A 21998-nucleotide genomic window follows, 5' to 3' on the forward strand; every position below is an offset into this window, starting at 1 on the left:
CCCTCGTTGCGGCCTATCCAGGTGCAGTCTGCCGGGTTCCTTCAGCCCAGCGCGTAGTGAACCAGGCGGTGCGCGATGGCTCCTGCCGATACCGGAAGGTGATCGGCGAGCGACCGGATCTTTGCGATGTCCTCCGCCTCCAGCCCTCCGAAGACGCGCACTGCGGCGAGATAGGTGAAGGCGCCCATGGCGATGGCGACGACGACGCCCAGCGGCGTCGGCATCACGATCAGACAGAGCCGCGCTGTGCCGGCGCAGAGCAGCGCCGCCAGCAGAAGGCGCGCCAGCGCGTTGAACGGGACATCGAAGCCGAGCCGCCGCCAGAGGAACCATGTGCCGAGGCCGATCACGACGCATTGGGTGATAGCGCGCGAATAGGCGGCCCCCATCAGGCCGAAGGGTGCGATCAGCAACAGGCCGCCGCTCACGGACAGGATGGCGCCGACGATCCCGAGATAGAAATCGACGTCGCTGCGCTCCATCGCCCAGATCAGATTGGCGCCGACCGTTGCCGTCGCTGGTACGGAAGCCGCTGCGACGAGCACGACGGCCGCCGGCACCGCGTCCGAAAACGCCTGTCCGAACAGGAGCGGCAGGAGCACAGGAACGATCGCGGCGAGGCCGAAGCAGGCGGGGAGGATCAGGAAGCCCATGATCCGCGTTCCCGACGCGTAGGCCGCGCGCAGCCCGTCCATGTCCTTCTGGCCGAATTTCTCGGAGAAGTGAGGCAGGAGCCCCCAGCTCAGCATCAAGGGGCCCTGAATGGCGAGATTGGCGAGTGTCAGGCTCGCCGCGAGATAGCCGACCGATTGGGCGCCCCAGAAGGCATGCAGGAAAAATATCTCGATGCGCGAGAAGACGAACGCCGCCCCGATTTCGGACGCCCAGCGATACCTGGCGTATTTGAACAGGCGCCGTTTCGTTTCGGCGGGCGCGTAGGGCTTTTCGCGCCAGAAATCGCGGATCGGGATGATCGGCAAGATAGCGCCGATGAGATAGCCGAACATGGCGCCCTGCACGCCAAATTGGAGGCTGCCCAGGACGATCAGGACCAATTGGATGAACATGGCGATCGACGAGATCCGGGCCACGCGGTCCATGGCGTGCATGCCGCGCAGATAGGCCTTGGCAAAGTCGCCAAGGCCCTGGGCGGCGCAGGAGAGGCCGATCAGCAGGCAGAGCAGGGGATCCCTCAGCACAGCCTGGCCCGTATCGCCCCCGCTGAACCAGATGATGCAGGCTATGGCAATTGCGATCGGGAGCATGTTGAAGGCGAAGACAGGGCGAAGCAGGAAGGCGGCCAGCCCGCGTGCCTTCTGCTCGCCATCGATGACGGCATATTCCGGCAGATACCGGGTCAGGGTGAACGGAAGGCCCGCGCCGGTGATCGTCGTCGCGACCGCGATGATCCAGACGGCGAAGGAATAGGTCCCCACGCCCTCGACGCCGAGGAGGCGCGCCACGATCAGGCCGCTCAGAAAGTTCGCGGCGGTATTGCAAACTGCCGCGATCGTGCCGAAGGCCGAATTTCTGACAAAGCGGATATTCAAATGCGCTCTCACATGGCTCTGATCACAGATGCTGGCACCTTGGCGTCAGTCCGGCTCCATCGGGGCGACAGAACTTGCGCGAAGTCTGGTTAGAGTTGCCGTCCCAATTGTTCTCGCGCAGTGTCAAAGGATGTCGGCGAAGCCTATAGTGCAGGACTGTTTGGTGCTAATTTTTTCATGAAGTAATTATTCAATATTTTCCTGTCGGCATGCCCGTCTTGATAGTAAATTGGCCTTGGAGGCGGGATGTAGAAATTTCGAAGAGAGGCGTAGATGAAAGACGAATGCTGTTGCTACGTCATCGATCAAGGCTATCTTTTCCCGACGGTATTGAGTGCTGCGCAAGCGCGTAAAGCGACTTGCGTCAATACCACCGACATCAAGATATTTTGTATTGGCTCGGAGAACGCCGAAACCCAGCCGTTCCGAAATGTCTGCGAAAGCCTGGGGGTCGAGCTTGTCTTCGCCCCGCCCGCGGCGATCGACCATATGCCGATCCTGTTCGCGCGCTTTTTCCTGTCGCGCCTGCTGGACCCGGCCTATCGCTCGATCGTCTACGTCGACGGCGACACCCAGATCTCGGGGTCGCTGCAGCCCTTGCTCGATATCGAGCTGGAACCCGGTCGATTCATCGCCGCGCCGGATCCCATGTCGATCCTGATCGACCAGCCGACGCGTATGTGGCGCAAGCGCCGCGCCTATCTTCAGTCGATCGGAATCGCCGATGCCGTCCTTCAGCGCTACTGCAACTCCGGCGTCTTGCGGTTCAATCTTAGGGATTGGGAAGCGATCAGCACGGCCGTCATCGAGACGTCCTCGCGCCATGGTCACGAGCTGAAGTTCCCTGACCAGGATGCGCTGAACCTGATGTTCGGCACCGACTATCTGACGATGTCCTATCGCTGGAATTTCCCGAGCTTCTTTCTCGCCTGCGGTTTCGAAGACCTGATCACGCCGACGATCTATCATTTCATGTCCAACCCGCGACCCTGGCATGGTCCCTTCCAGCCCTGGGGCGCCGCCTGGCACGAGCCCTATCTCCGTCTTGTGAGCGAACATCCCGAACTGGCGCGATTCCATAAGACGTTCGGGCCAATTAAGACCGCGAAGTACATTGCCCTGCAGCGGATCAAGAGTGCGATCGAACTGCCGCTTTGGCGCTCTTCCTTGGTTCGGCAACGGATCGAACGGCACGAGGCCCGGGCCTACGTCTAGGGCCGTGGCGCTGCATCTGATCGACGCCGTACAGCGCCTCAGCCGCGAGCATCAGGCCTCTGGAGATCCGGCGGCTGGTCGACATGGACGGTATCGCCCGGTTCGACCAGGTCGTTTTCGGATGTCGTATCCGTCTTGAAGATGCCGTTGATCCGTCGGGTGATGGAGTAGACCGGGGCGCGACGCGCGTTCACGGACTGCTGTGCCGTCACCTGGGGAGAGCGAACTTCGGATTGATAGATGAGGGTCTGCGTGGTGGCGATCCGTTCGTTCACGGCATCGAGGCTCGTCCTGACCTCGCGCGCCTCGGCGAGGAACTGGCTGCGCTGCTTGTCGCGGAAATCCGAAAGATCCCTGTCGATACGGGCAATATCCTGCTGGGCGCGAAGCGAAGAGAGCTGAATGTCGAGGAGATTGCTTTCGAATTGGGAGGTGTTCTGCTCCGTCTGCAACTGACGCGGCATGACGGCGAGGCCTTTGGCGACCAGGCCGTTGACCTGATCGAGCTCCTTTTTCGAAAGCGCCAGCTGGCGCGAGACGGACGCCTCCTTGGCAGAAAGCGTTTCGACTTCATGCTGCAGCAGGATCTTGGCCTGCCCGAGCGATTCCGTCTGTGATTGCAGGGCGCTTCTGCCCGTCTCGAACAAAAGCTGCTCCTCGCGCATGGCGCGGGCGACTTCCGGGGTGGTTTCCTGCGCCAGGAGCGACTTGGGGAAGGCGATGGAATCCGCGCCGTGGAGCTCGGCATCTAGCCTGGCCTGACGCGCGATCAGCGCTTGCTGTTCGGTGGCGAGAACGCGCAATTCGCCACGCTGCGTGAGCGCGTCCCGCTCGTAGTCGAGCATGTTCGCTTCCTGTGGCCGGACCAGCCCGCCAGCGATGCTGACGGCCTGCAGGACCGTCATGCCTGGACGGTAGCCGTATTCGCCCGGCTTCACGACTTGGCCGATCATGTAGAAGGGTCGGTAGTTTACGACTTCGATCGAAGCGTCGGGACGTTGGGCAAGGCCGGCCCTGTCCTTCAGTCGATCGGCGAGCGATTGTGCCAATTGTGACGTCGTCTGATCGGCCGCCGGAACCTCGCCAACCAGCGGCAGCGATACGTTACCGGCCGCATCGACCACGAATTCGCCGGTCAGCGCCGTCCATTCGTGCATCTCGGCCGAGCCCGTCCGCCAGTCGTAGACCTTGACCCGCAACCGATCCTGCGGCCCAAGCCGATAGCCATTTGCGCCGGCATCTGCCGCGATGGCTGGGCCGCCCCAGCCTATCCAGCCGATCAGGACGAGAGCCGCGATTTGCATCGCGCGCATGGCATTCCTCCGCAATACGTCCAAGTCTCAGTTTCCTGCAGTCTCGGACCAATAGAGCCGGTACTATCGCCGTGTTGGCAGAAATAGATGCCGTTAAACGGTGGGCAATTTTAATCCTCAAAGTAATTATCCATCTTCTTCGAGGGAAGTTGTTGATTTGTGATCAACGCCCGCGGTCCTAACCGTTGTATGAGTCTTGGCTTCTGCATGCCGTGGTTCGTCGGCCAAGCTGAGCTTCGTTATCAGAATGACTTCCGCTTTCGGTCTTGGTATCGGGGCGGACGGATCCGATCGTGGCCGTCTCGGCGAACGCTATAGAAAGTCGGCGCAGGGGCGGCGGTGTCATCGGGTGCCCGGTCCGATGTAGCCAATACTCCATCTGGGCCCGGCTGCCTGGCCGGGGAACGGGCTTCGGTCGCCGCGGGGCGCAGCGATCGCGCCGTCAATGAAGGTCCGGAGTTTGGTTGAGAACTGGGCTGTATCGAAAAGCCGTGCGCGAGCCATGAGCGCTCGGGAATCCCAGCTTGCGCGCTCGAGCCGATCGCAAGCGTCGAGCAGGGCCTCGACGGTCTGCTCTTCGAAGAAAATGCCCGTCAGCCCGTCCACCACCGTCTCCGTCGCGCCGCCACGGTTGAAGGCGATCACAGGCCTTCCGCTCGCCATGGCTTCGACCGGGACGATCCCGAAATCTTCCTCGCCCGGAAAGATCAGCGCCTTGCAGCGCGCATAATAATACCGGAGCTGTTCGAAGGGCTGAGATCCGAGGAACGTGATATTGGGCTCGGCCATCGCCTTGAGCTTGGCCAGCATTTCGCCGCCGCCGATGATGACCAGCCGTCGCCCGGAACGGTTGAAGGCTTCGACGGCAAGATCGGGTCGCTTGTAGGGCACGAGCTGGCCGACCATCAGATAGAAATCGCCAACCTCGTCACGCGGCGCGCATTCGAAACTCTCGGTATCGACTGGCGGATAGATCACGGTCGCCTCGCGACGATAATAGGCTTCGATGCGCCTGGCGACGGTCTTTGAATTGGCGACGAAGTGATCGACGCGGTTTGACGAGGTTACATCCCATGACCTTATGTAGTGGGATAGCGGTGGCATCAACAATTTGTTGATGAATCCGGCGCTCTCGCGGTAGTCATGCGCCATGTTCCAAATGTATCGCATCGGTGAATGGCAATAACAGATGCTGACGGCGTCAGGTGGCGGGATTATTCCTTTGGCTGGGCCTGCCTCGCTGCTCAGGATCAAATCATAACCACGCAAATCCAGCTGTTCCAATGCCAGCGGCATGAGGGGCAAATACTGCTTATACAATTTCGATGCCCATGGCAGCTTGCCGATAAAGGATGTGGTCACATTGTGTGACGCGATCCGGTCAGAGACGGCTCTGGCGTCATATACGTGCGTAAATATGTCAGCGTCAGGGTACATGGCGCATAGTTGTTCTAAGACTTTTTCTCCGCCCCGCATGCCTGTTAGCCAATAGTGGACGATTGCTATTCGCATATGAGCCTCGTTTCGAGCGGGGTTCGGGTCGAATTTTTCTTCATATTTTAGAATGAAGCCATCACCTATCAGAGTAAATTATGACGTGGTTAGGTCATATTTTTCTGAATCGATGCATATTGCAGCGCAGCAATTGTTGTGAAGGCGCTGTATAGGTGTATCGCTATACTTTAGTCGAGGATCTCGATTTTATGAATCATGGCCCGTGTAGATAGGGCGGCAGCCATGTATAGTCACTATTATCTTCGGTGTTAATTTTTATCAAAAAAAATCGAGTTGCAATGCTGTGTTCGAGGCATAGCATAAATCTCGAAGATGAAAATCTCCCCGGAGGTTGTAATGCCTAATTTTGTTGATGGCAGTATGGGAGATGCGTCCGAAATCGGGTCCATCCCGATGTCGGAAGCCGGAATTCTTCCCGAAGATAAATATATCGGCGCCGCCGTGAAGAGTGGGTTTGATTTCGTCGGCGCGCTCTGCGCGCTGGTGATCTTGCTGCCCTTCTTCATCGCGATCGCGGGCGCAATGCTGGTCCTTCAGGGGCGGCCGATCCTCATACGACACCGGCGCATCGGTCGCCACGGCAGGCCATTCGGCTGCTTCAAGCTGAGGACAATGGTCGTCGATGGCGACGAAGTGCTCGAGCGCCATCTGGCAGCCAACCCCGAGGCGCGGCGCGAATGGGCCGGAACGCACAAGCTCAAGGCGGACCCACGCGTTACGCCGCTTGGCCGCGTGATGCGCTCGTCAAGCGTCGACGAATTGCCCCAATTCTTGAACGTCGTCATGGGGCAGATGAGCCTTGTCGGACCTCGGCCGATCGTCGAGGCTGAGGTCGTCAAATACGGCCAGGTGATCAACCAGTATTGCAAGGTCCGGCCTGGAATAACCGGGTTGTGGCAGATCAATGGACGCAACGACGTATCCTATTCACGGCGCGTCGAGCTCGACGATGACTATGTCACGAACCGGAGTTTCTGGGGTGACATCGGCATTTTGCTGCGGACGATTCCCGCCGTGTTGAAGTCGAAGGGTTCTTATTGATGAAGCCCGCTGCGATCCTGATGGCGCTGTCCCGCTTCATCCCGGCGTTCGGCCGCGGCAGGAGGTTCGGATGAGCCAGGCCTCCGGCGCTGTTGAGAGATCGGTTCCGATGGTGGAGGCGCCAGTCCCGGATGGCGTGCGCCCGCCGCCGACGCTCCGTGATTTTGTCATCAATGGGCGTTTCCTCACCCAGCCTACGACCGGGGTTCAGCGCTATGCCCGGGAAGTGACGCGCCACCTCGGCCAGCTTTTGCAGCCTGAGAATGAGGGCGTCGCCCTGCTGACGCCGCATCATGAGGCGCCGGATCCCGACTATCGATCGGTCCACGTTCGCCGGGTGGGCCCCGGCGGCGGGCACCTCTGGGAGCAGTTCGTGCTGCCTTTTCGAAGCGGCCTGCCGATCCTCAATCTCTGCAATACGGCGCCGGTGTTTGGCGGGGCTCAGGTCGTCTGCATCCATGATGCAAACGTCTTCACGCAGCCGGAGAGTTACAGCCCGGCCTTCCGACATTTCTATCAGGCGCTGCAGCCCTGGATCGTGCGGAAAGCGACGCGGGTCGCCACCGTATCGCAGGACTCCGCCGCCCAGATCGCGCGCCACCTTCACATTTCGCTGACCCAGGTGACGATACTCCCGAACGGACATGAGCATGCCCTGCGCTGGAATGCCGGCGCGTCGAAGCTTCTCGATCACCACAAGCTGACGCGGCCTTACATCCTCATGCTGGGCAGCCGCGCGCAGCACAAGAATCTGGGGCTCATCACGTCGCTTGCCGGCGCCCTCGATCTGCTCGATCTCGACATCGTTATCGCCGGTGAGGCTGGCGCCATCTTCGCGCAGACGCCGGCCGCGGCCGCCGCGAATATAGTTTGGCTCGGCGGCGTCTCCGACGATGACCTTGCCCTGCTGATGTCGCGTGCGCTTTGTCTCGCCTTTCCGTCCCTGACCGAAGGCTTTGGCCTGCCCGTGGTCGAGGCGATGGCACGCGGCTGCCCCGTCGTGTCCAGCGACCGGGCCAGCCTTCCGGAGATATGCGGCGGCGCGGCGCTGATGGCCAGTCCGCTCGATGCCGGCCAATGGTACGGGCATTTCAAGCGGCTCCTCGGGTCGGAGGGGCTTCGTTCGGAACTTGCCGCACGCGGGCGCGAACAGGCGAGGAAGTTCTCCTGGCGCAGCTCCGCGGCCGGCTATCTCGATCTGCTAAGCCGCGGGGTGACAGCATGAGACGGAGATCTGGCCCTTCGCTTGCCCTCCCGGCTCTCCTTCGTGCCGAACACCGCCGCCTTCTGGCGCTCGCCGGCTTCCTGCTCGCTGCCGCATTCGGCATCGGTCTCCCGGCTCGGTCGGTGTCCGCGGAGGATCTGGATCTCGGGAACTTCGTTCCGACCTTTGTCGAGCGTTTCGAGACCTTGGACATATCGGCCCACGGGCCGGGAACCCGTTGGATCGCGCACACGCCCTGGAATGGCGATTTTGGCGATGCCGTCTTTGCCGATCCGGGGCCGGGCGGTCCGTTTGCCCTGACGCCGGAAGGCCTGACGATCACCGCCAGCAAGCGGGCGGACGGAAGCTGGCAGGGTGGTCTCATCTGCTCGATGGACAAGGACGGCGCCGGGCAAAGAGGCTTTGCCCAACAGTTCGGCTATTTCGAAATGAGAGCCAAGCTGCCGGACGGTCCCGGCGTCTGGCCGGCGTTCTGGCTGATCGGTGTAGACAAGAAGACGTCATCGTCCGAGATCGATGTCATCGAATATTACGGGCAGTTTCCGGAATATTACCATAACGTGGCCCATCTATTCCGGGATGGCAAGGATCGTCTTCAGAAAGACAATCTTGTCCGTGTGCCGGCGGGCAGTTTGACGGATCGGTTCAACGATTTCGGCGTGCTGGTCGAACCGGACTTGACGCGCTTCTTTCTGAACCGGAAGGAGATCTGGCGACTGCCGACGCCGCCGGAATATCATCAGCCCTTTTACGTCCTCGCCAATCTGGCGCTGGGCGGCGGCTGGCCGATCGACAAACTCAAGTCGCCGGCGGTCATGACCATCGCGCACATCATGGTCTTCCAGGACAAGGCCCGCCTGACGGCGCAGGGATCGGCGACCCCGCAGGGGGGTGTCGAGACAGATCGACAGGACAGCCCGGCGGCCAAGAGCGGGGGAGGCTAGCCGTGCGCATTCTTCACGTTCTCAATCATACCGGCCGGCTGAACGGCAATGTGCATGCGGCGGTGGATCTCGCCTGCGCGCAGGCCGATCTCGGACACGACGTCGCTCTCTGCAGCGCCGGCGGTGATTTCGACGGCGTGTTGCGCGCTCATGATGTCCAGGTCTTCGTCATCAACCAGGCCCGAAAGGTCGGCACGCTGGGCGGCGCCTTTCTCGCTGTCATGCGCCTGATCCGCTCCTGGCGCGCCGATCTCGTGCACGCCCACATGATGACGAGCGCCGTGCTTGCCTATCCTGCCTGCAAGCTCGCGGGCCGCCCGTTGGTAACGACCGTTCACAATGCGTTCGAGAGGTCGGCCGTCCTGATGGCGGTCGGATCGCGGGTGATCGCGGTAAGCGAGGCGGTTGGCCAAACCATGCGCAAGCGTGGCGTTCCTGCCTCCAGGCTCCGTGTCGTGCTGAATGGAACGATCGGCTCGGCGCGAATGCCGAAGCCCTATCCAGAGCCTGAATTGCTGGATCATCCCAGTGTCCTGTTCGTCGGGGGACTTCATCCGCGCAAAGGCGTGGGGGACCTGCTGACGGCCTTCGATATCGTCCATCGCGCCGCGCCGCACGCCACGCTCTACCTGGTGGGCGAGGGGCCGACGGAAGCCGAATACCGCGCGACGGTCGACGGGATGGCCTGTCGTGGCGCGATCCGCTTCTGCGGAGCCGCAAGTGATCCGCGCTCCTATTTCCGTGCTGCCGATATTCTGGTCCTGCCTTCGCATGCCGACCCCGCGCCCCTGGTGCTCTCGGAGGCCCGGGAAGGCGGCTGCGCTATCGTTGCAAGCGCGGTCGACGGCATCCCCGAACTTCTCGAGCATGGCCGCGCCGGCATCCTGGTTCCGCCCGCCTCGCCGGACCTGTTGGCCGCCGCGCTGCTTCTTCTGGTCCAGGACCCGCAGGTGCTCGCATCGTGGCGCCAGAGCAGCCAATTCAACATCGAGCGGATGTCGATCGCTCGCGTCGCGCGAGACACGCTCTCTGTTTACGCGGAATGCTTCGAACACGGCCCTCTGCAGCTCAAGGACGCCTGAGATGACCAATCCGTGGACGCATGCCGGGGACGATGTTGCCATTTGGGACGCCAAGCTCGCGGCAAAAGATCCTTGGGCGGCGCTTGGCGAAAAGATCCGGCGGGAGGCGCCGAACGACTGGAGCGAGAAGCTGCGCGTCGCCGTTGTCATCGCCACGCATGGGCGCCCGGACGCGCTGGCCGGCGTGGTGGAGAGGCTGGACCGGCAGACGGTCAAGCCCGATTCAATCTGGATTTCCTGCGCCAGCATCGCGGATGCCGGCGCCTTGGTCCATCGCACGGATATCAACGTCATCGTCGCGCCCGCGGGCTTGCCGCGCCAGCGCAATGCCGCTCTTCGCCAGATCGGTCCCGATACCGGGATCGTCGTTTTCTTCGACGATGATTTCGTGCCGCATCCGCGCTGGATCGAAATGACGGAGCTTCGCTTCCGGGTCAATCCGGACGTGGTCGCGGTCACGGGACATGTCATCGCCGACGGCATCAAGGGTCCGGGGCTCACCCTCGAGGAGGCCGACACATTGCTGGCGTCGCTGGACGGCCAGGGTGTCGACTGGCTGCATGAGAACTACAGCCCCTATGGCTGCAACATGGCCTTTCGGTGCTCGGCCATTGTCGACCTCTATTTCGATGAACGGTTGGTTCTGTACGGTTGGCTGGAGGATCGCGATTTTGGCGGTGCGCTGGTGAAGCGCGGCGGCCGAATGCTCAGGCTGGGCGCAGCCTGCGGCGTGCATCTCGGCATCAAGCAGGGGAGGGTCTCCGGCAGGCGGCTCGGCTACTCCCAGATCGTCAATCCGATCTACCTGCACCGAAAAGGCACCATGACGCTCGGCAGCCTGATGCGGCACATCGCCGGCAATTTCGGCAGCAATCTGATCGGTACGTTCGTCCCCGAGCCCTACATCGATCGGTTTGGGCGTTTGCGTGGAAATCTCCTCGGCTTCGCCAACGTTCTCGTCGGGAACGTGCGGCCCGAACGCGCCGAGCGGCTTTAGGGCGGGGTGGTCCAAGATGATGAACCAAGCCCCGTTTGCGCAAAATTTCACTGGCGCCCCCAATGCGTTGATCCGCCCAGGTCACGCGTCTGCGATACGCAGCGCCAGCGACTTCTTTCGTCATATCCGCCGCAGCCTGCCTGCCCTCGCGCTTTGGGTCGTTCTCTGCGTCGGCATCGGCTTTGTCGTCCTCTTCCGGTCGACGCCGGAATACACGGCCTCGACGCTGGTGATCGTCGAACCCCATCGCGTCGTGGCCGGGAGCACCGCGCCCGAGAACCTCAATCAGGCTCCGTTCGACACCAGCGAGTTCGAGAGCCAGATGCAGATCGTCAGGTCGGAAAGGCTGCTTCGCTTCGTGTTCGATACGCTGAAACTCGCGGATGCGCCCGAGTTGGCGCCTGAGGCGCCCAGCCTCTTGCAGCGTCTCATCGGCATGATCCGGCCAAACAGCGGCGCGCCGGCTTCGAAAGGCGATAAAGTGTCTGCAGCCTTCCTCGACTTCATGAACCGGGTCGGTGTTCGTCGCGTCGGTCTCTCCTACGTGCTGGAAATCTCCTATCGGGCGCCGTCGCCTGACGTCAGCGCCAGCCGTGCCAATTCGATCGCCGCCGCTTATATCCTCGATCAGATCGATATCCGTTTCGAGTCGGCCAAACGCGGCGGGGAGTATCTGCAAACGCGCATCGCCGATATCGCCGCGGAGCGTGCGGCGGCTTTTGCGGCGGTTCAAAGCGGGGAGGCGCTGCGCGACCGTTTTCCCGATTCCGACGCGCGCATCCTCAGCGCGGCGATTCCGCCGACCGGCAAGTCCTGCCCGAAGAGCGCGCTGATCCTGGTATTCGCCTTCACGATCGGGCTCCTGGCGGGGCTTGCTTTCCTGGCGGTTCGCTTTGCTCTCGATCGGACCATCCGGACCCCGGAGCAAGTGCGCGAGCTGGTGGGTGGGGAGGCCGTTGTGGCGGTTCCTGCCATCTCCAGGCGAGAGAGACGGCGCTTGCTCCATGTCTCTCCTGGCCTCGATCGATCGGAGCGGAGCGACTTTCTCGATGCCCTTCGCACGCTTCGCGCGGCTATCCTCGTGTCTGGCCGAGGCCGAGGACGATCTCTGTCGGTCGGCGTTCTGTCCTGCAATCCGCGCGAGGGGAGAAGCGCCATCGCGCTGCAATTGGCGCTGACGATCGCCGCGTCCGGCAGGCTGGTGAGGCTGCTTGATTGCAGTTTCGAGAACGCCACCCTGACCCGTGGCCTGGCGCCGTACGAGCAAAACAGCCTCAACGCGTTTTTTGCCTCGGGCGCAGCGGAAGTCATGCCGTCTTGCGTCGAGATTGCCCCCAATCTCGAATTCATGCCGGCGGTTACCGCCGATCATCCCCTCGACCGCGATGCCTTCGTTGGCGGACGACAAATGGAGCATTTGCTAAAGGGGGGCGCGGAGGAGAGCTACGCTGTCCTTGACCTCTCCAGTCTGCGCGCCTCGTCGGATGCCGCGGCGATCGCTTCCTTGCTGGATGGCGTCATTGTCGTCGTCGAGGCGGGCCGCACGACCATGGAAGAGCTCCAGGCGACGATGGCCGCCTGCTTCGGCAATGTTCATGTCTACGGAATTGCGTTGAACAAGTTCAAGGCATAGCAACGGCGACCGCCGACCGGATGCTCGAGAACTTCCGGAGCGTTGTTCGCCTTAGTCCGAACAAACTTCTTGTCGGAAAATGAGAGGAAGCATGAGCTTGCTTCGGAGCGTAGTTCGATGAGCTATGTCGCCGCGATCCGGAAATGCAAGATCATCCCCCATCCCGGAATTTCGAGTTTACGCTGGATCAGAGCAGTTCTTTCTCCGGAGGCATGCGGTCCACCTTGCTCCGTGTAGGGGCGGGCGTCCCGCGACGGCTCGGAGATGGACTGCGTGTCGTCCTGGCGAGGGCAAGCAGGATCAGCCCTGCCGCATATCCAACCTGTGCCGCTCCGGCAAGGAGTGCCGCCTGGAGCAAGATATCGACACCAGACTGATGCTGAATGGCGCCCATGATCGCGCTGAAAATGGCGCCGCCGAGCACGGCCAAGATGAATGGTGGGAACGAAACCATGCAGCTCGCTGCTGCGCCTGCCAGAAATGCTCCAAGGCAAAGGCCGATCACGGCGTTTCCCATTCACTAGGGCCCGTTCTTTCTTAAACCAATCGGGCCAAGACGTCATCTTTTTGCGCGGGGGGCACCTTCATCATCGGTCGCAAATCTCCGGCAGGACCTCTCGTCCGCACCGGCCGTCAAGGCGCGAGGGGCGCACGCAGTCTCGCGGTGAAGCTGCTTCGCTCGGATGCCGCCAACCAGCGCCGCATGGCGGCTTCGTTGGCGAAGCGCCCATCGGCGGGCAGGAGCCGCGCCGGGCCCTCGACGTCAAGGATGTCGAGCGCGAACGGCCAGGGCGAAAGCGTGAATTCGAAAGGATGGCCGGGGCGCTCGCGCAGGCTGAGCATCTCGACGCCGCCGTCCGCGCGGGGAGCCTCGATGTCGAGCGGGGCCTTCAGCTCGCCGCAAAGGGCGAGCGACAGCGTATCGACGAGAGCAATGAGGGTCGATTGGGCCTTCAGCAGCGCTGGATCAAGACCCAGCTTGCGGGCCCAGTCCTCCTCGGCCGGGGCTTGCGTCGCCAGATAGAGCCGCGCGGCGGCGGCATCGGCTTCGGTCAACTGGTGCCGTTCCGTAAATCGACGATAGATCACGCCGCCATGCCGCGAGATCAGCAGCGCGACATGCGAGCCCCAGGCGCCGAGCGCGCGCTCGACCCCGTTTCGCCACATCGGCGCGTGGATTGAAGCTCCGACCTCGCGGAAGAGATGCGGCAGGCCGGTTTCGGGATTGAATGTCGGCGCGACCTCCCAGTCGAGCCAGCCGATATCGTGCTGCTCCGCCGCGAGCAGCAGCGGCTCGGCGAGCGGTTCCGCCCAGGCCCGCAGGATCTGACCGGAGATCCATGCATGGGTTGGCTGACTGATGGCGAGGGAACCAGATGGCTGAAAGCGGAAGAGCATGGAATATCCTCGTGCAAGACCTGTCGGCGAGGCGGCCGACCGGAGAAGGATGGTCCGCCCGCCGGCCTGGCTGGCCGGCGACCGGTGGGGGATCTTCTGACGGCCGGCTGCCGTGGGGCTGGGATCGGCGTGACCGGCCGATCCGGCTCGTCAGGCGTCGGCGGCCGCTGGCGCCTCGTCTTCGCGGCCCTCGACCATTCTCAGGAAACGCCTTGTCCTCGCCTCGCGCGGTGCGCCGAGAACCTGCGCGGGCGTTCCCTGCTCGATGATGCGGCCGTCGTCCATGAAGATCACCCGGTCGGCCACGTCGCGGGCAAAGGCGATCTCATGGGTGACGACGATCATGGTCATGCCGGCGTCGGCCAGCTTCCGCATCAGCCCGAGCACCTCGCCGACAAGTTCGGGATCGAGCGCTGAAGTCGGCTCGTCGAAGAGCATCAGGCGGGGCGCGGTTGCGAGCGCGCGGACGATCGCCACGCGCTGCTGCTGTCCGCCCGACAGGCGTTGGGGCAGCTTTCCCGCATGCTGACTGAGGCCGACGCTCTCGAGAAGGCCCATGCCAAGCTCCCGCGCCTTGTCGGCCCGCTGACCATAGGCATGCACGGGCGCCTCGGTGATGTTCTCGATCACGGTCAGATGCTGGAACAGATTGAAATGCTGGAACACCATGCCGATGCGGGCCTCGGCGCGGGCGCGCGCCAGATTCCGCTTCGGCTTCAGCCCGCCGCCGGCGATCTTTTCGTAGCCGACATACTTGCCGTCGACCTTGATTTCCCCCCAGTCGATCCCTTCCAGATGGTTGATCAGCCGCAGGAGCGTGCTCTTGCCCGACCCGCTGGGGCCGAGGATGACCACCACTTCGCCGCGCCGGACATCGAGATCGATTCCGCGCAGGACTTCGCGCGAACCATAGGACTTCTGCACATTGGTGCACTGCACGAAGGGGCGCCCGGAAGCGTCGCCTTCCTGCAGCGCGGAGACGCCGATCTCGGCCAATATGTGCGAGAGATCGGCGTCTGCCGTCTCGGGGACTGCCGCCGCCGCGCGCCGACGGGGACGAAATCCGACCAGGCGGACCGTGGACAGGAACGCCGTGCCGTCCTGGCGTCGCTCGAGGTCGAAATGCCGTTCCAGCCACATCTGGATGCCGGCGACGGCGCTCGTCATCGCGAGATAGATGATCGCCGCCGCCGAGAAGACGACGAAGAACTTGAAGTTCTGGCCGACGATCTGCTGGCTGCGGAAGGTCAGCTCGTTCACGAAGATGATCGAGGCAATCGACGTGCCCTTGATCACGCTGATCGTCTGATTGGCGATGCTCGGCAGGATCGCGCGCATCGCCTGCGGCAGGATGATCCGCCGGAGCGTCAGCAACGGACCCATGCCGAGCGAGGTTGCCGCGATGCTCTGGTCGCGATCGACCGAGAGAATGCCGCCACGGATGATCTCGGCGCCGAATGCGGCCTCGTTCAGGGCGAAGCCGAGAACCGCGGTCGCGTAGGTGCCGAGCTTGATCCCGAATCCGGGCAAGGCGTCGTAGAGGAACACGAGTTGCAGCAGAAGCGGGGTGCCGCGGATGAGCCAGATATAGATCCAGGCCGCGCCGCTCACGAGGCGGAAGCGCGAAAGCCGCATCAGGGCCAGCAGCAGGCCGAAGACCGTTCCGCCGAGCATGGCGACGACAGCGATTTCAAGCGCGACCACCGCCCCCTGCAGCAGGAACGGATCCATCAGGTATCCGGCCATCTCCCGGAGGCCGTCCAGCGTCAGATGCGAATAGGTCGCCACTTCCTGACCGCCCGTCGACGCCGGGGCCGCCTGGACGCCTGTCGCCCATGCGAGGGAGGATCCGATTGCCAGTACGCGGATGAAAGCCATGAGGTTCTTCAGCCCAGCCATTGTCTCTGCCGGAGGCGGTCCTTCCGTCGGGAGCGGCATGATCCTTGGGCCGTCCCGACGAAAATGCGGCCGCGTCTAGGGCTTGCGGATTTCGAGCGGATAGATGAGGGCGGGGTCGATGCCGTATTTCAGCAGGATCGCCTTCTGCTTGCCGCTCTCCTGCTCGATCTTCATCGCGTCGGCGATCGCCTGGGCCAGCACCGGCTCGCCCTTGTTGACAGCCGCGCCGACGCGCAGATCGCTTTTGATGAAGAAGCCGACCTCGATCGCGGGCTCCTTCGAGGCGAGATAGGCGGCCTGTCCCATATCGTTCATGATGACGTCGATGCGCCCGTTGCCGAGTTCGCGATCGCCCTGGGCCTCGTCGTTGAAGGTCAGGAGATTGACGTCGGGCTTGCCCTCCGCCAGGCATTTCTTGCCCTGCTCGCGGAAGGCTGCCTCCTGGATGGTGCCGAGCATGGCGCCGACATTGAGGCCGCAGACGTCATCGAGGGCCTTCACCTTCTTGGGATTTCCCTTTTGCACGAGGAACCCGGTTCCGGCGGTCTCGAACAGCACGAAATCGACCTGCTTGCCGCGCTCGGGCGTATAGACGAGCGAGTCCCACATCACGTCGTTCCGTCCTTCGGTCACCGAGGTGATCAAGCCGGAAAAGGCGCCGAGATTGGGCTGCCATTTCACGCCGATGCAGGCGAAGGCATCCGTCATCAGCTCGATATCGGCGCCGATGAAGTGATCGAGATTGTCGGGATCGCGGAAGGTGTAGGGCGCCTGCGCGCCGGTGATTCCGACATTGACGACCTTGCCGACCAGCGCCGGGTATTTCTCGGCCAGCTTGTCCGGCGCGCAGCCCTCGGCGGCGGCAGGGCTCGCGGCCAGAGCCGCGCAGGCCAGGAAGAAGAGCCCGATCGGGGCCGTCAGATGTTCCTTCATCGTCTGTCTCCTCTGTGAAGTCACTGCGATCCGCATGTGCCCGATCGCGCGGGGCGTGAAAGGCGGCAGGGAATCAAAGCACGAGGGCGGCCGCGCGAACCGGGCAGCCGGTGCTGCCGACCGCCTTGATCGGAAAGGCGACGAAGAGGAACGACTTTCCGGCCAGCCGATCCAGATTGCACAGCTGCTGAACCATGCAGATGCCATTCGAAAGCCATGCCAGATGCGTCGGCTCCCACCATTCGTCGGGGTTGTCCATGCCGATGAGGTCGGTGGCGAACAGCGACACCTTGCGCTCCGCCATCCACAAGGCGGTTTCGGCCGGCACATAGGGACGCATGCGGTTCATCTGTGGCAGGCCCCAATGCTTGTCCACGCCGGTCCAGCAGATGACGGCCGTGCCCGGCCCCACCGCCTGTCCCGAGGCCGCTTCCGCCGCCTCGAAGTCAGCCACCGTGATGGCCTCGCCGAAGCCCTTGTGGGTGAAGTCCAGCAGATGGCCGGGAAGCATGAGATTGGAGAGTGGAATCTGCTCGACGGACGGTCCGTCGGCGACGAAGTGACGGGGAACGTCCAGATGCGTGCCGTTGTGCTCGGAAACGAGGATCATGCGCGAGGCGACGCCCATCCTGCCCTGGCTCATCGTCATCGTCTTCTCGATCGTGTCGATGACGGGGAACGCCGTTGCCCATCCGCCGAGGTTTATCGTGTCCTCGGAGACCTCATGACTAAGATCAACGACCTCCTTCACTGGATTGGCGAACATCGATACCATTTCCACCTCGAGTTGCGTATTGCCTGGTGAAGTAGAGTCCGAGAGTATTGGATAGAGCGCCGTTGGAATGGCCGTATATGCCCGGGATAGAGGCATCTTCAGCCGGATTTGTTGGCGTCAGTATTCCATTTCTCTTGGAGTTCTTTCGGGAACAAGGTCGCATGCTCAGGGCTGACCCGTCTTGTCTCGGCGCGCCCGAAAACTTGATCGAACGCCGGCCGCGACCGACAGCTCGCCCACATTTCAGGCGCCGTGGTCGATTTCCGTGCGGATGCCTTGCCCATTTGGGTGGCACGATACTTGCTGAAACCTTCGTGGGAAGGCTGTCGCCACGGAGAAGCCGATGCTCGCGGATCGATGGGACTTCAAGACGGGTTCTTACTCCAGCGAACAGCAGGTTTCGGCCTGGAGCGAGAACGTCGCCCGCCTGTCCTTCGCGCTGACAAGGCCCGCCGAGGGCCAGCCGATCGAAGCTTCCGCGCAGACCCGCATCGGTCCGGACGGCGTTGTCTGCGCGCGGATATCGGCCGGCCCCCAGTCGCTGGTCAGCACGATGCAAGGCGATCCTGGCGCTGTATGGCTAGCGCTGCTGATCGAGGGGCAGGGTCAGCTCAACCGGCCCGACAATGCCCTCCTCATAAGGCCCGGCGACATCGCGATCGGCCATGTCGGAACGCCGACGGAGCTGACCTTCGACACGCCCTTCCGGGCTCTTTTCGTGAAGTTTCCGGGATCCGTCATTGCGCGGCGCGTGGTGCTGCCGCCCACGGGCTATCTTGGCATCCTGCCACGCGACGGCGAGGTCGCGCCGCTGATGAGCGCGCTGCTCACCGCCGTGGGCCAGACCTTTGACAACCTGACGCCGGAGCTGATGCGGCTCCTGGAGGGCGTTCTCGCCGAATTCCTCATGGTCGCGCTGACGAGCGCGGGTGCCGCGCTTTCCGGCCCGAGCGTCAACCGGGCCATCATGCTGAACCGGATATGCGCCGAGATCGAGGCTCGGCTCAGCGACCCCCAGCTCTCGCTCAACGCCGTCGCGGATGGCCAGGGGATGTCGCCCCGCTCCCTGCAGAAGTTGTTTGAGGCTGCGGACGACAAATTCGCGCACTATCTTCGCCGCCGTCGCCTCGAACGCTGCCGTGCGGATATCGCCAATCCGGCATTTGCGCAGCTCTCGATCTCGGAGATCTGCTTTCGCTGGGGCTTCAACGACGCGGCTCATTTCAGTCGCGTCTTTCGCGAGCATTTCGGCGTCACGCCTCGCGCTACGCGGGCCCAGCTTCTCTCGGAGGTCGCCGCCGACGGCAAGTCGGGTCGTTCGCGAGGCTGGCCGGAAGGGCATGAACGGCAGCTTCGCCGGGCGAGGTCAGATCTTGAGTTGACGGACAGGAATGTCGCGGCCGGCGAGCCGCCGCCGCGGGTGTCGGAAGGGGCGGTCGCGGAGCCGGGCCGTCACCATCTCGCGGTCTCCGTCGAGACGGTGCATTGGGGCTTTCTCAACCGGGCGCTGGAACCCGTGCTCGAAGTCCGATCCGGCGATTTCGTGACGGTGGAGACGCTGACCCATCATGCCTCCGACGATCATGAGCGCATGATCAAGGGGGATGCGGCGGCGGAGAGCGTCTTTCGCTGGGACAAGCACGACAAGGCGGTCGATCGGCGCGGGGCAGGCCCGATGGGCGCCACGATCTACGGGCGAGGTGCCGGCGAGGGGTTCGGCGTCCATATCTGCACGGGGCCGATCGCCATTCATGGCGCCGAGCCGGGCGATGTCGTCGAACTGCGCGTGATCGACGTCGCGTTGCGGCCGAGCGGCAATCCGCTCTTCGAGGGCAAGGCCTATGGCAGCAATGCTGCCGCGTGGTGGGGATTCCATCATGACGATTTCCTGACCGAGCCGCGCCCCCGCGAGGCCATCACCATTTATGAAATCGCGGAGGAGAGCGACGGTCTCTTTGCCAGGCCGCTCTACAGCTACCGCTGGACGCCGCAGCGAGATCCGTTCGGCGTCCTGCACGCGACCATGGATTATCCCGGCGTCCCGGTTGATCCGGCGACGATCGAGAAGAGCGTCCCCACTCACAAAAATCTCCGCATTCCGGCGCGGCTTCATTTCGGCTTTGTCGCGTTGGCCCCGAAGGAAAGCGGCAATGTCGATTCAGTGCCGCCGGCCTATTTCGGCGGCAATCTCGATAACTGGCGCCTCGGGAAGAATGCGAAAGTGTACCTGCCGGTGAGCGCGCGGGGCGGCTTGCTCTCGATCGGCGATCCACACGCTGCGCAAGGCGATGGCGAGGTCAACGGCACCGCCATCGAGGCTTCGCTCACCGGCGAATTCCAGATCATTCTGCACAAGAAGGGCTCGACGCTCGAGCCGGCGATCACCGATCTCGACTATCCGCTGATCGAGACCGCGACCGAATGGATCATCCACGGCTTCAGCCATCCGAACTACCTCGCCGAGTTTGGCCAGTATGGACAGGGCGAGATCTATCAGAAGTCGTCCCTGACAAACGCGATGCGTGATGCATTCCGCAAGATGCGCCGCTTCTTGATGGTGGGCAAAGGTCTCACGGAAGATGAAGCGATTGCGCTTATTTCGGTTGCCGTCGACTTCTCCGTGACCCAGGTCGTCGACGGCAATCTCGGAGTTCATGCCATCCTGAGAAAGGAGCTGTTCACGGATTGCCTGTGAAGGTGATTTCGTTCGGGTTTATCCGTACCTTGTTCGAGGTCGGGTCGATGCGCTCGGCCAATGCAGCGTGGTGTCTGCCGGGGATTACAGCCTAGCTCGCGCGACCGAAGATTTCGGAGGCGTCTCTGTCTGTCTGGTCCATTCCGCCAATAGCGTTTCGCTGTCGGTGACGACGCCGAGGTGCAGCGAGATCATGGCGAGGGCGGCGGCCTCCAGGGGTTCGTCCGTGCCGCGCACCAGATCTTCGAGCACGGTCACGCGATAGCCGAGGTTGGACGCGTCAAAGGCCGTGTTCAGCACACAGCAATCGGCCATGCAACCGGTCAGGATCACGCGGCGCGCGCTCATATTGCGCAGCAGGAAATCCAGATCGGTCGGGTAGAATGCCGACAGGCGCTTCTTGCTGTCGACGATCAGATCCTGCGGCGCGACCTCGGTGACGAACTCCGTCCAGCGGCTTCCTGCCAGCGCGTGAGCGTCGGCATTGGGGATCTCGCCGACGAACAGGGGAAATGTCAGGCGCCACGCGGACGGGATGCCTTTGACGTCATCGACGCCGCCCTGACGCAGCGTACTGCGCACATGGATCACCGGCACGCCCAGCTGTCGCGCGGCGGCGTGGAAACGGTTGACGCCATCCACCACCTCGCGGGCGCGGGGGGCCGGGCAGGGGCAGTCAGGATCCGCCGATAGGTGCCCCTGATGCAGGTCGATCGAGATCGCGACCGTCCCTTCGCAGGTGGTGAACTCGCTGAATGCAGCCGGAAGTTCCTGCCTGCGACCGTAAACGATGGCTTCCATGGAATGTATCCCTCGAGAATATTGGAACTTATAGGAACGTCAGCGCCGTTCCTCGCGCACATAGGGCTGGCCAAGAGCGCCCGGCTCGTCACCCGGCGCATTCAGATGCCGGACCGACACCCAGATCATGACGGCCAGCGTCGCCAGATAGGGCGCGGTCATCAAAAGATATTGCGGCAGCGCGATGCCGGCGGCCGCCAGCTTGGGAATGACGGCCTGGATGCAGCCGAACAGCAGCGCGCCGGCAAGCGCGCGCCACGGGCTCCATCGGGCAAAGATCACCAGCGCGATGGCGATCCATCCGCGTCCGGCCGTCATGTCGTCGATCCAGATCTTGATGCTGGCAATCGCGATGTAGGCGCCGGCAAGTCCCACCAGAGCACTGCCGATCACCACCGCCAGAAAGCGCGTTCCGGACACTGGGATGCCCACGGCATCCGCCGCCTCTGGGTTCTCGCCGACCGCGCGCAGGCGCAGGCCAAAGCGCGTGCGGTTGAGCATGTAGGAAACGGCAATGAATATCGGGATCACCAGATAGGTGATCAGGTCCTGGCGGAACAGGATTGGACCGATGACGGGAATGTCGGCAAGCGGGCCCAGCGGCACGGGACCGAGGCCGGACACGGCCTTGCTGGTCCAGCCGAACAGATTGCCGAGAAGACTGGTCAGACCCTGGCAGAAGAACACCATGACCAGCCCGGCGATCACCTGGTTGACGCGGAGCACGATCACCAGAAAGGCAAAGACCACCGAGACGAGGCAGGCGCTCGCCATGCCGGCCAGCATGGCGACCAGCGGATCGACCTGAAAGGTCAGAACGACCGCAACGGAAGACAGCGCCCCCACCAGCATCAGGCCCTCGGCCGTGAGGTTGAGGATCCCCGACCGCTCGGTGATGATCAACCCGAGTGCGGCAAGCGCGTAGGGAACGGCCAGTTGCGGGATGATTGCCATCCAGGTGACAAGAAAAACACTCACGGCG

At 62.9% G+C, this 21998-nt stretch carries 18 protein-coding genes; 8 read left to right on the plus strand and 10 right to left on the minus strand.

Going from position 1 to position 21998, the window contains the following annotated elements; all coding sequences use genetic code 11:
* Positions 1-41: 41 nt before the first annotated feature.
* Positions 42-1550, minus strand: a complete 1509-nt coding sequence (locus tag AC6HZP_RS07505; protein ID WP_497526059.1) for an oligosaccharide flippase family protein — start codon at positions 1548-1550, stop codon at positions 42-44.
* A gap of 273 nt (positions 1551-1823) precedes the next feature.
* Here AC6HZP_RS07505 and AC6HZP_RS07510 point away from each other — a divergent pair, with 273 nt between their 5' ends.
* Positions 1824-2765, plus strand: a complete 942-nt coding sequence (locus AC6HZP_RS07510; RefSeq protein WP_497526060.1) for a glycosyltransferase family 8 protein — start codon at positions 1824-1826, stop codon at positions 2763-2765.
* Between the two features lie 38 nt (positions 2766-2803).
* Here the strand turns inward: AC6HZP_RS07510 and AC6HZP_RS07515 are convergent, their stop codons facing one another.
* Both AC6HZP_RS07515 and AC6HZP_RS07520 read right to left on the minus strand, forming a co-directional pair.
* Positions 2804-4078: a polysaccharide biosynthesis/export family protein gene (locus tag AC6HZP_RS07515; protein ID WP_497526061.1), complete on the minus strand. Its 1275-nt coding sequence runs from the start codon at positions 4076-4078 to the stop codon at positions 2804-2806.
* Between the two features lie 342 nt (positions 4079-4420).
* Complete coding sequence (locus AC6HZP_RS07520; RefSeq protein WP_497526062.1) at positions 4421-5590, minus strand: glycosyltransferase; 1170 nt, start codon at positions 5588-5590, stop codon at positions 4421-4423.
* A gap of 339 nt (positions 5591-5929) precedes the next feature.
* Between AC6HZP_RS07520 and AC6HZP_RS07525 the strand changes: the two genes are divergently transcribed.
* From AC6HZP_RS07525 to AC6HZP_RS07550, 6 genes are all read left to right on the plus strand, one after another.
* The gene (locus tag AC6HZP_RS07525; protein WP_497526063.1) at positions 5930-6634 is read left to right on the plus strand and encodes a sugar transferase; all 705 of its coding nucleotides are present in this window, start codon (positions 5930-5932) and stop codon (positions 6632-6634) included.
* 70 nt (positions 6635-6704) lie between these two features.
* A complete protein-coding gene (locus AC6HZP_RS07530; RefSeq protein WP_497526064.1) occupies positions 6705-7859 on the plus strand; it encodes a glycosyltransferase family 4 protein in 1155 nt (384 codons plus the stop codon).
* Entirely contained in the window at positions 7856-8803 is a 948-nt protein-coding gene (locus AC6HZP_RS07535) for a glycoside hydrolase family 16 protein (RefSeq protein ID WP_497526065.1), read from the plus strand. The genes AC6HZP_RS07530 and AC6HZP_RS07535 overlap by 4 nt, the downstream gene beginning before the upstream one ends.
* Positions 8804-8805: 2 nt before the next feature.
* Positions 8806-9885 carry a glycosyltransferase family 4 protein gene (locus AC6HZP_RS07540; RefSeq protein ID WP_497526066.1) on the plus strand — a complete coding sequence of 360 codons (1080 nt, stop codon included), beginning with the start codon at positions 8806-8808 and terminating at the stop codon, positions 9883-9885.
* 1 nt (position 9886) lies between these two features.
* A complete protein-coding gene (locus AC6HZP_RS07545) occupies positions 9887-10882 on the plus strand; it encodes a glycosyltransferase family 2 protein (RefSeq protein WP_497526067.1) in 996 nt (331 codons plus the stop codon).
* A gap of 16 nt (positions 10883-10898) precedes the next feature.
* The gene (locus AC6HZP_RS07550) at positions 10899-12515 is read left to right on the plus strand and encodes a Wzz/FepE/Etk N-terminal domain-containing protein (RefSeq protein WP_497526068.1); all 1617 of its coding nucleotides are present in this window, start codon (positions 10899-10901) and stop codon (positions 12513-12515) included.
* 633 nt (positions 12516-13148) lie between these two features.
* Here AC6HZP_RS07550 and AC6HZP_RS07555 read toward each other — a convergent pair.
* The 5 genes from AC6HZP_RS07555 to AC6HZP_RS07575 form a co-directional block, all read right to left on the minus strand.
* On the minus strand, positions 13149-13913 hold the full coding sequence (locus AC6HZP_RS07555; RefSeq protein WP_497526069.1) for a DUF3891 family protein: 765 nt from the start codon (positions 13911-13913) through the stop codon (positions 13149-13151).
* Positions 13914-14063: 150 nt separating this feature from the next.
* Positions 14064-15791: an amino acid ABC transporter permease/ATP-binding protein gene (locus AC6HZP_RS07560; RefSeq protein WP_497526070.1), complete on the minus strand. Its 1728-nt coding sequence runs from the start codon at positions 15789-15791 to the stop codon at positions 14064-14066.
* Between the two features lie 96 nt (positions 15792-15887).
* Entirely contained in the window at positions 15888-16745 is an 858-nt protein-coding gene (locus tag AC6HZP_RS07565; protein ID WP_497526071.1) for an ABC transporter substrate-binding protein, read from the minus strand.
* 73 nt (positions 16746-16818) lie between these two features.
* On the minus strand, positions 16819-17511 hold the full coding sequence (locus tag AC6HZP_RS07570; RefSeq protein WP_497526072.1) for a cyclase family protein: 693 nt from the start codon (positions 17509-17511) through the stop codon (positions 16819-16821).
* A gap of 387 nt (positions 17512-17898) precedes the next feature.
* The gene (locus AC6HZP_RS07575) at positions 17899-18072 is read right to left on the minus strand and encodes a hypothetical protein (RefSeq protein ID WP_497526852.1); all 174 of its coding nucleotides are present in this window, start codon (positions 18070-18072) and stop codon (positions 17899-17901) included.
* Position 18073: 1 nt separating this feature from the next.
* Here AC6HZP_RS07575 and AC6HZP_RS07580 point away from each other — a divergent pair, with 1 nt between their 5' ends.
* Positions 18074-20215, plus strand: a complete 2142-nt coding sequence (locus AC6HZP_RS07580; RefSeq protein WP_497526753.1) for an acetamidase/formamidase family protein — start codon at positions 18074-18076, stop codon at positions 20213-20215.
* Between the two features lie 84 nt (positions 20216-20299).
* Here AC6HZP_RS07580 and AC6HZP_RS07585 read toward each other — a convergent pair whose 3' ends face one another.
* Positions 20300-21016 (minus strand): cysteine hydrolase family protein, encoded by a 717-nt coding sequence (locus AC6HZP_RS07585; RefSeq protein ID WP_497526073.1) that lies wholly within the window; start codon positions 21014-21016, stop codon positions 20300-20302.
* 39 nt (positions 21017-21055) lie between these two features.
* Positions 21056-21994 carry an ABC transporter permease gene (locus AC6HZP_RS07590; RefSeq protein ID WP_497526074.1) on the minus strand — a complete coding sequence of 313 codons (939 nt, stop codon included), beginning with the start codon at positions 21992-21994 and terminating at the stop codon, positions 21056-21058.
* Positions 21995-21998: the final 4 nt, after the last annotated feature.

This window comes from Kaistia sp. SLG-1 (assembly GCF_059699055.1).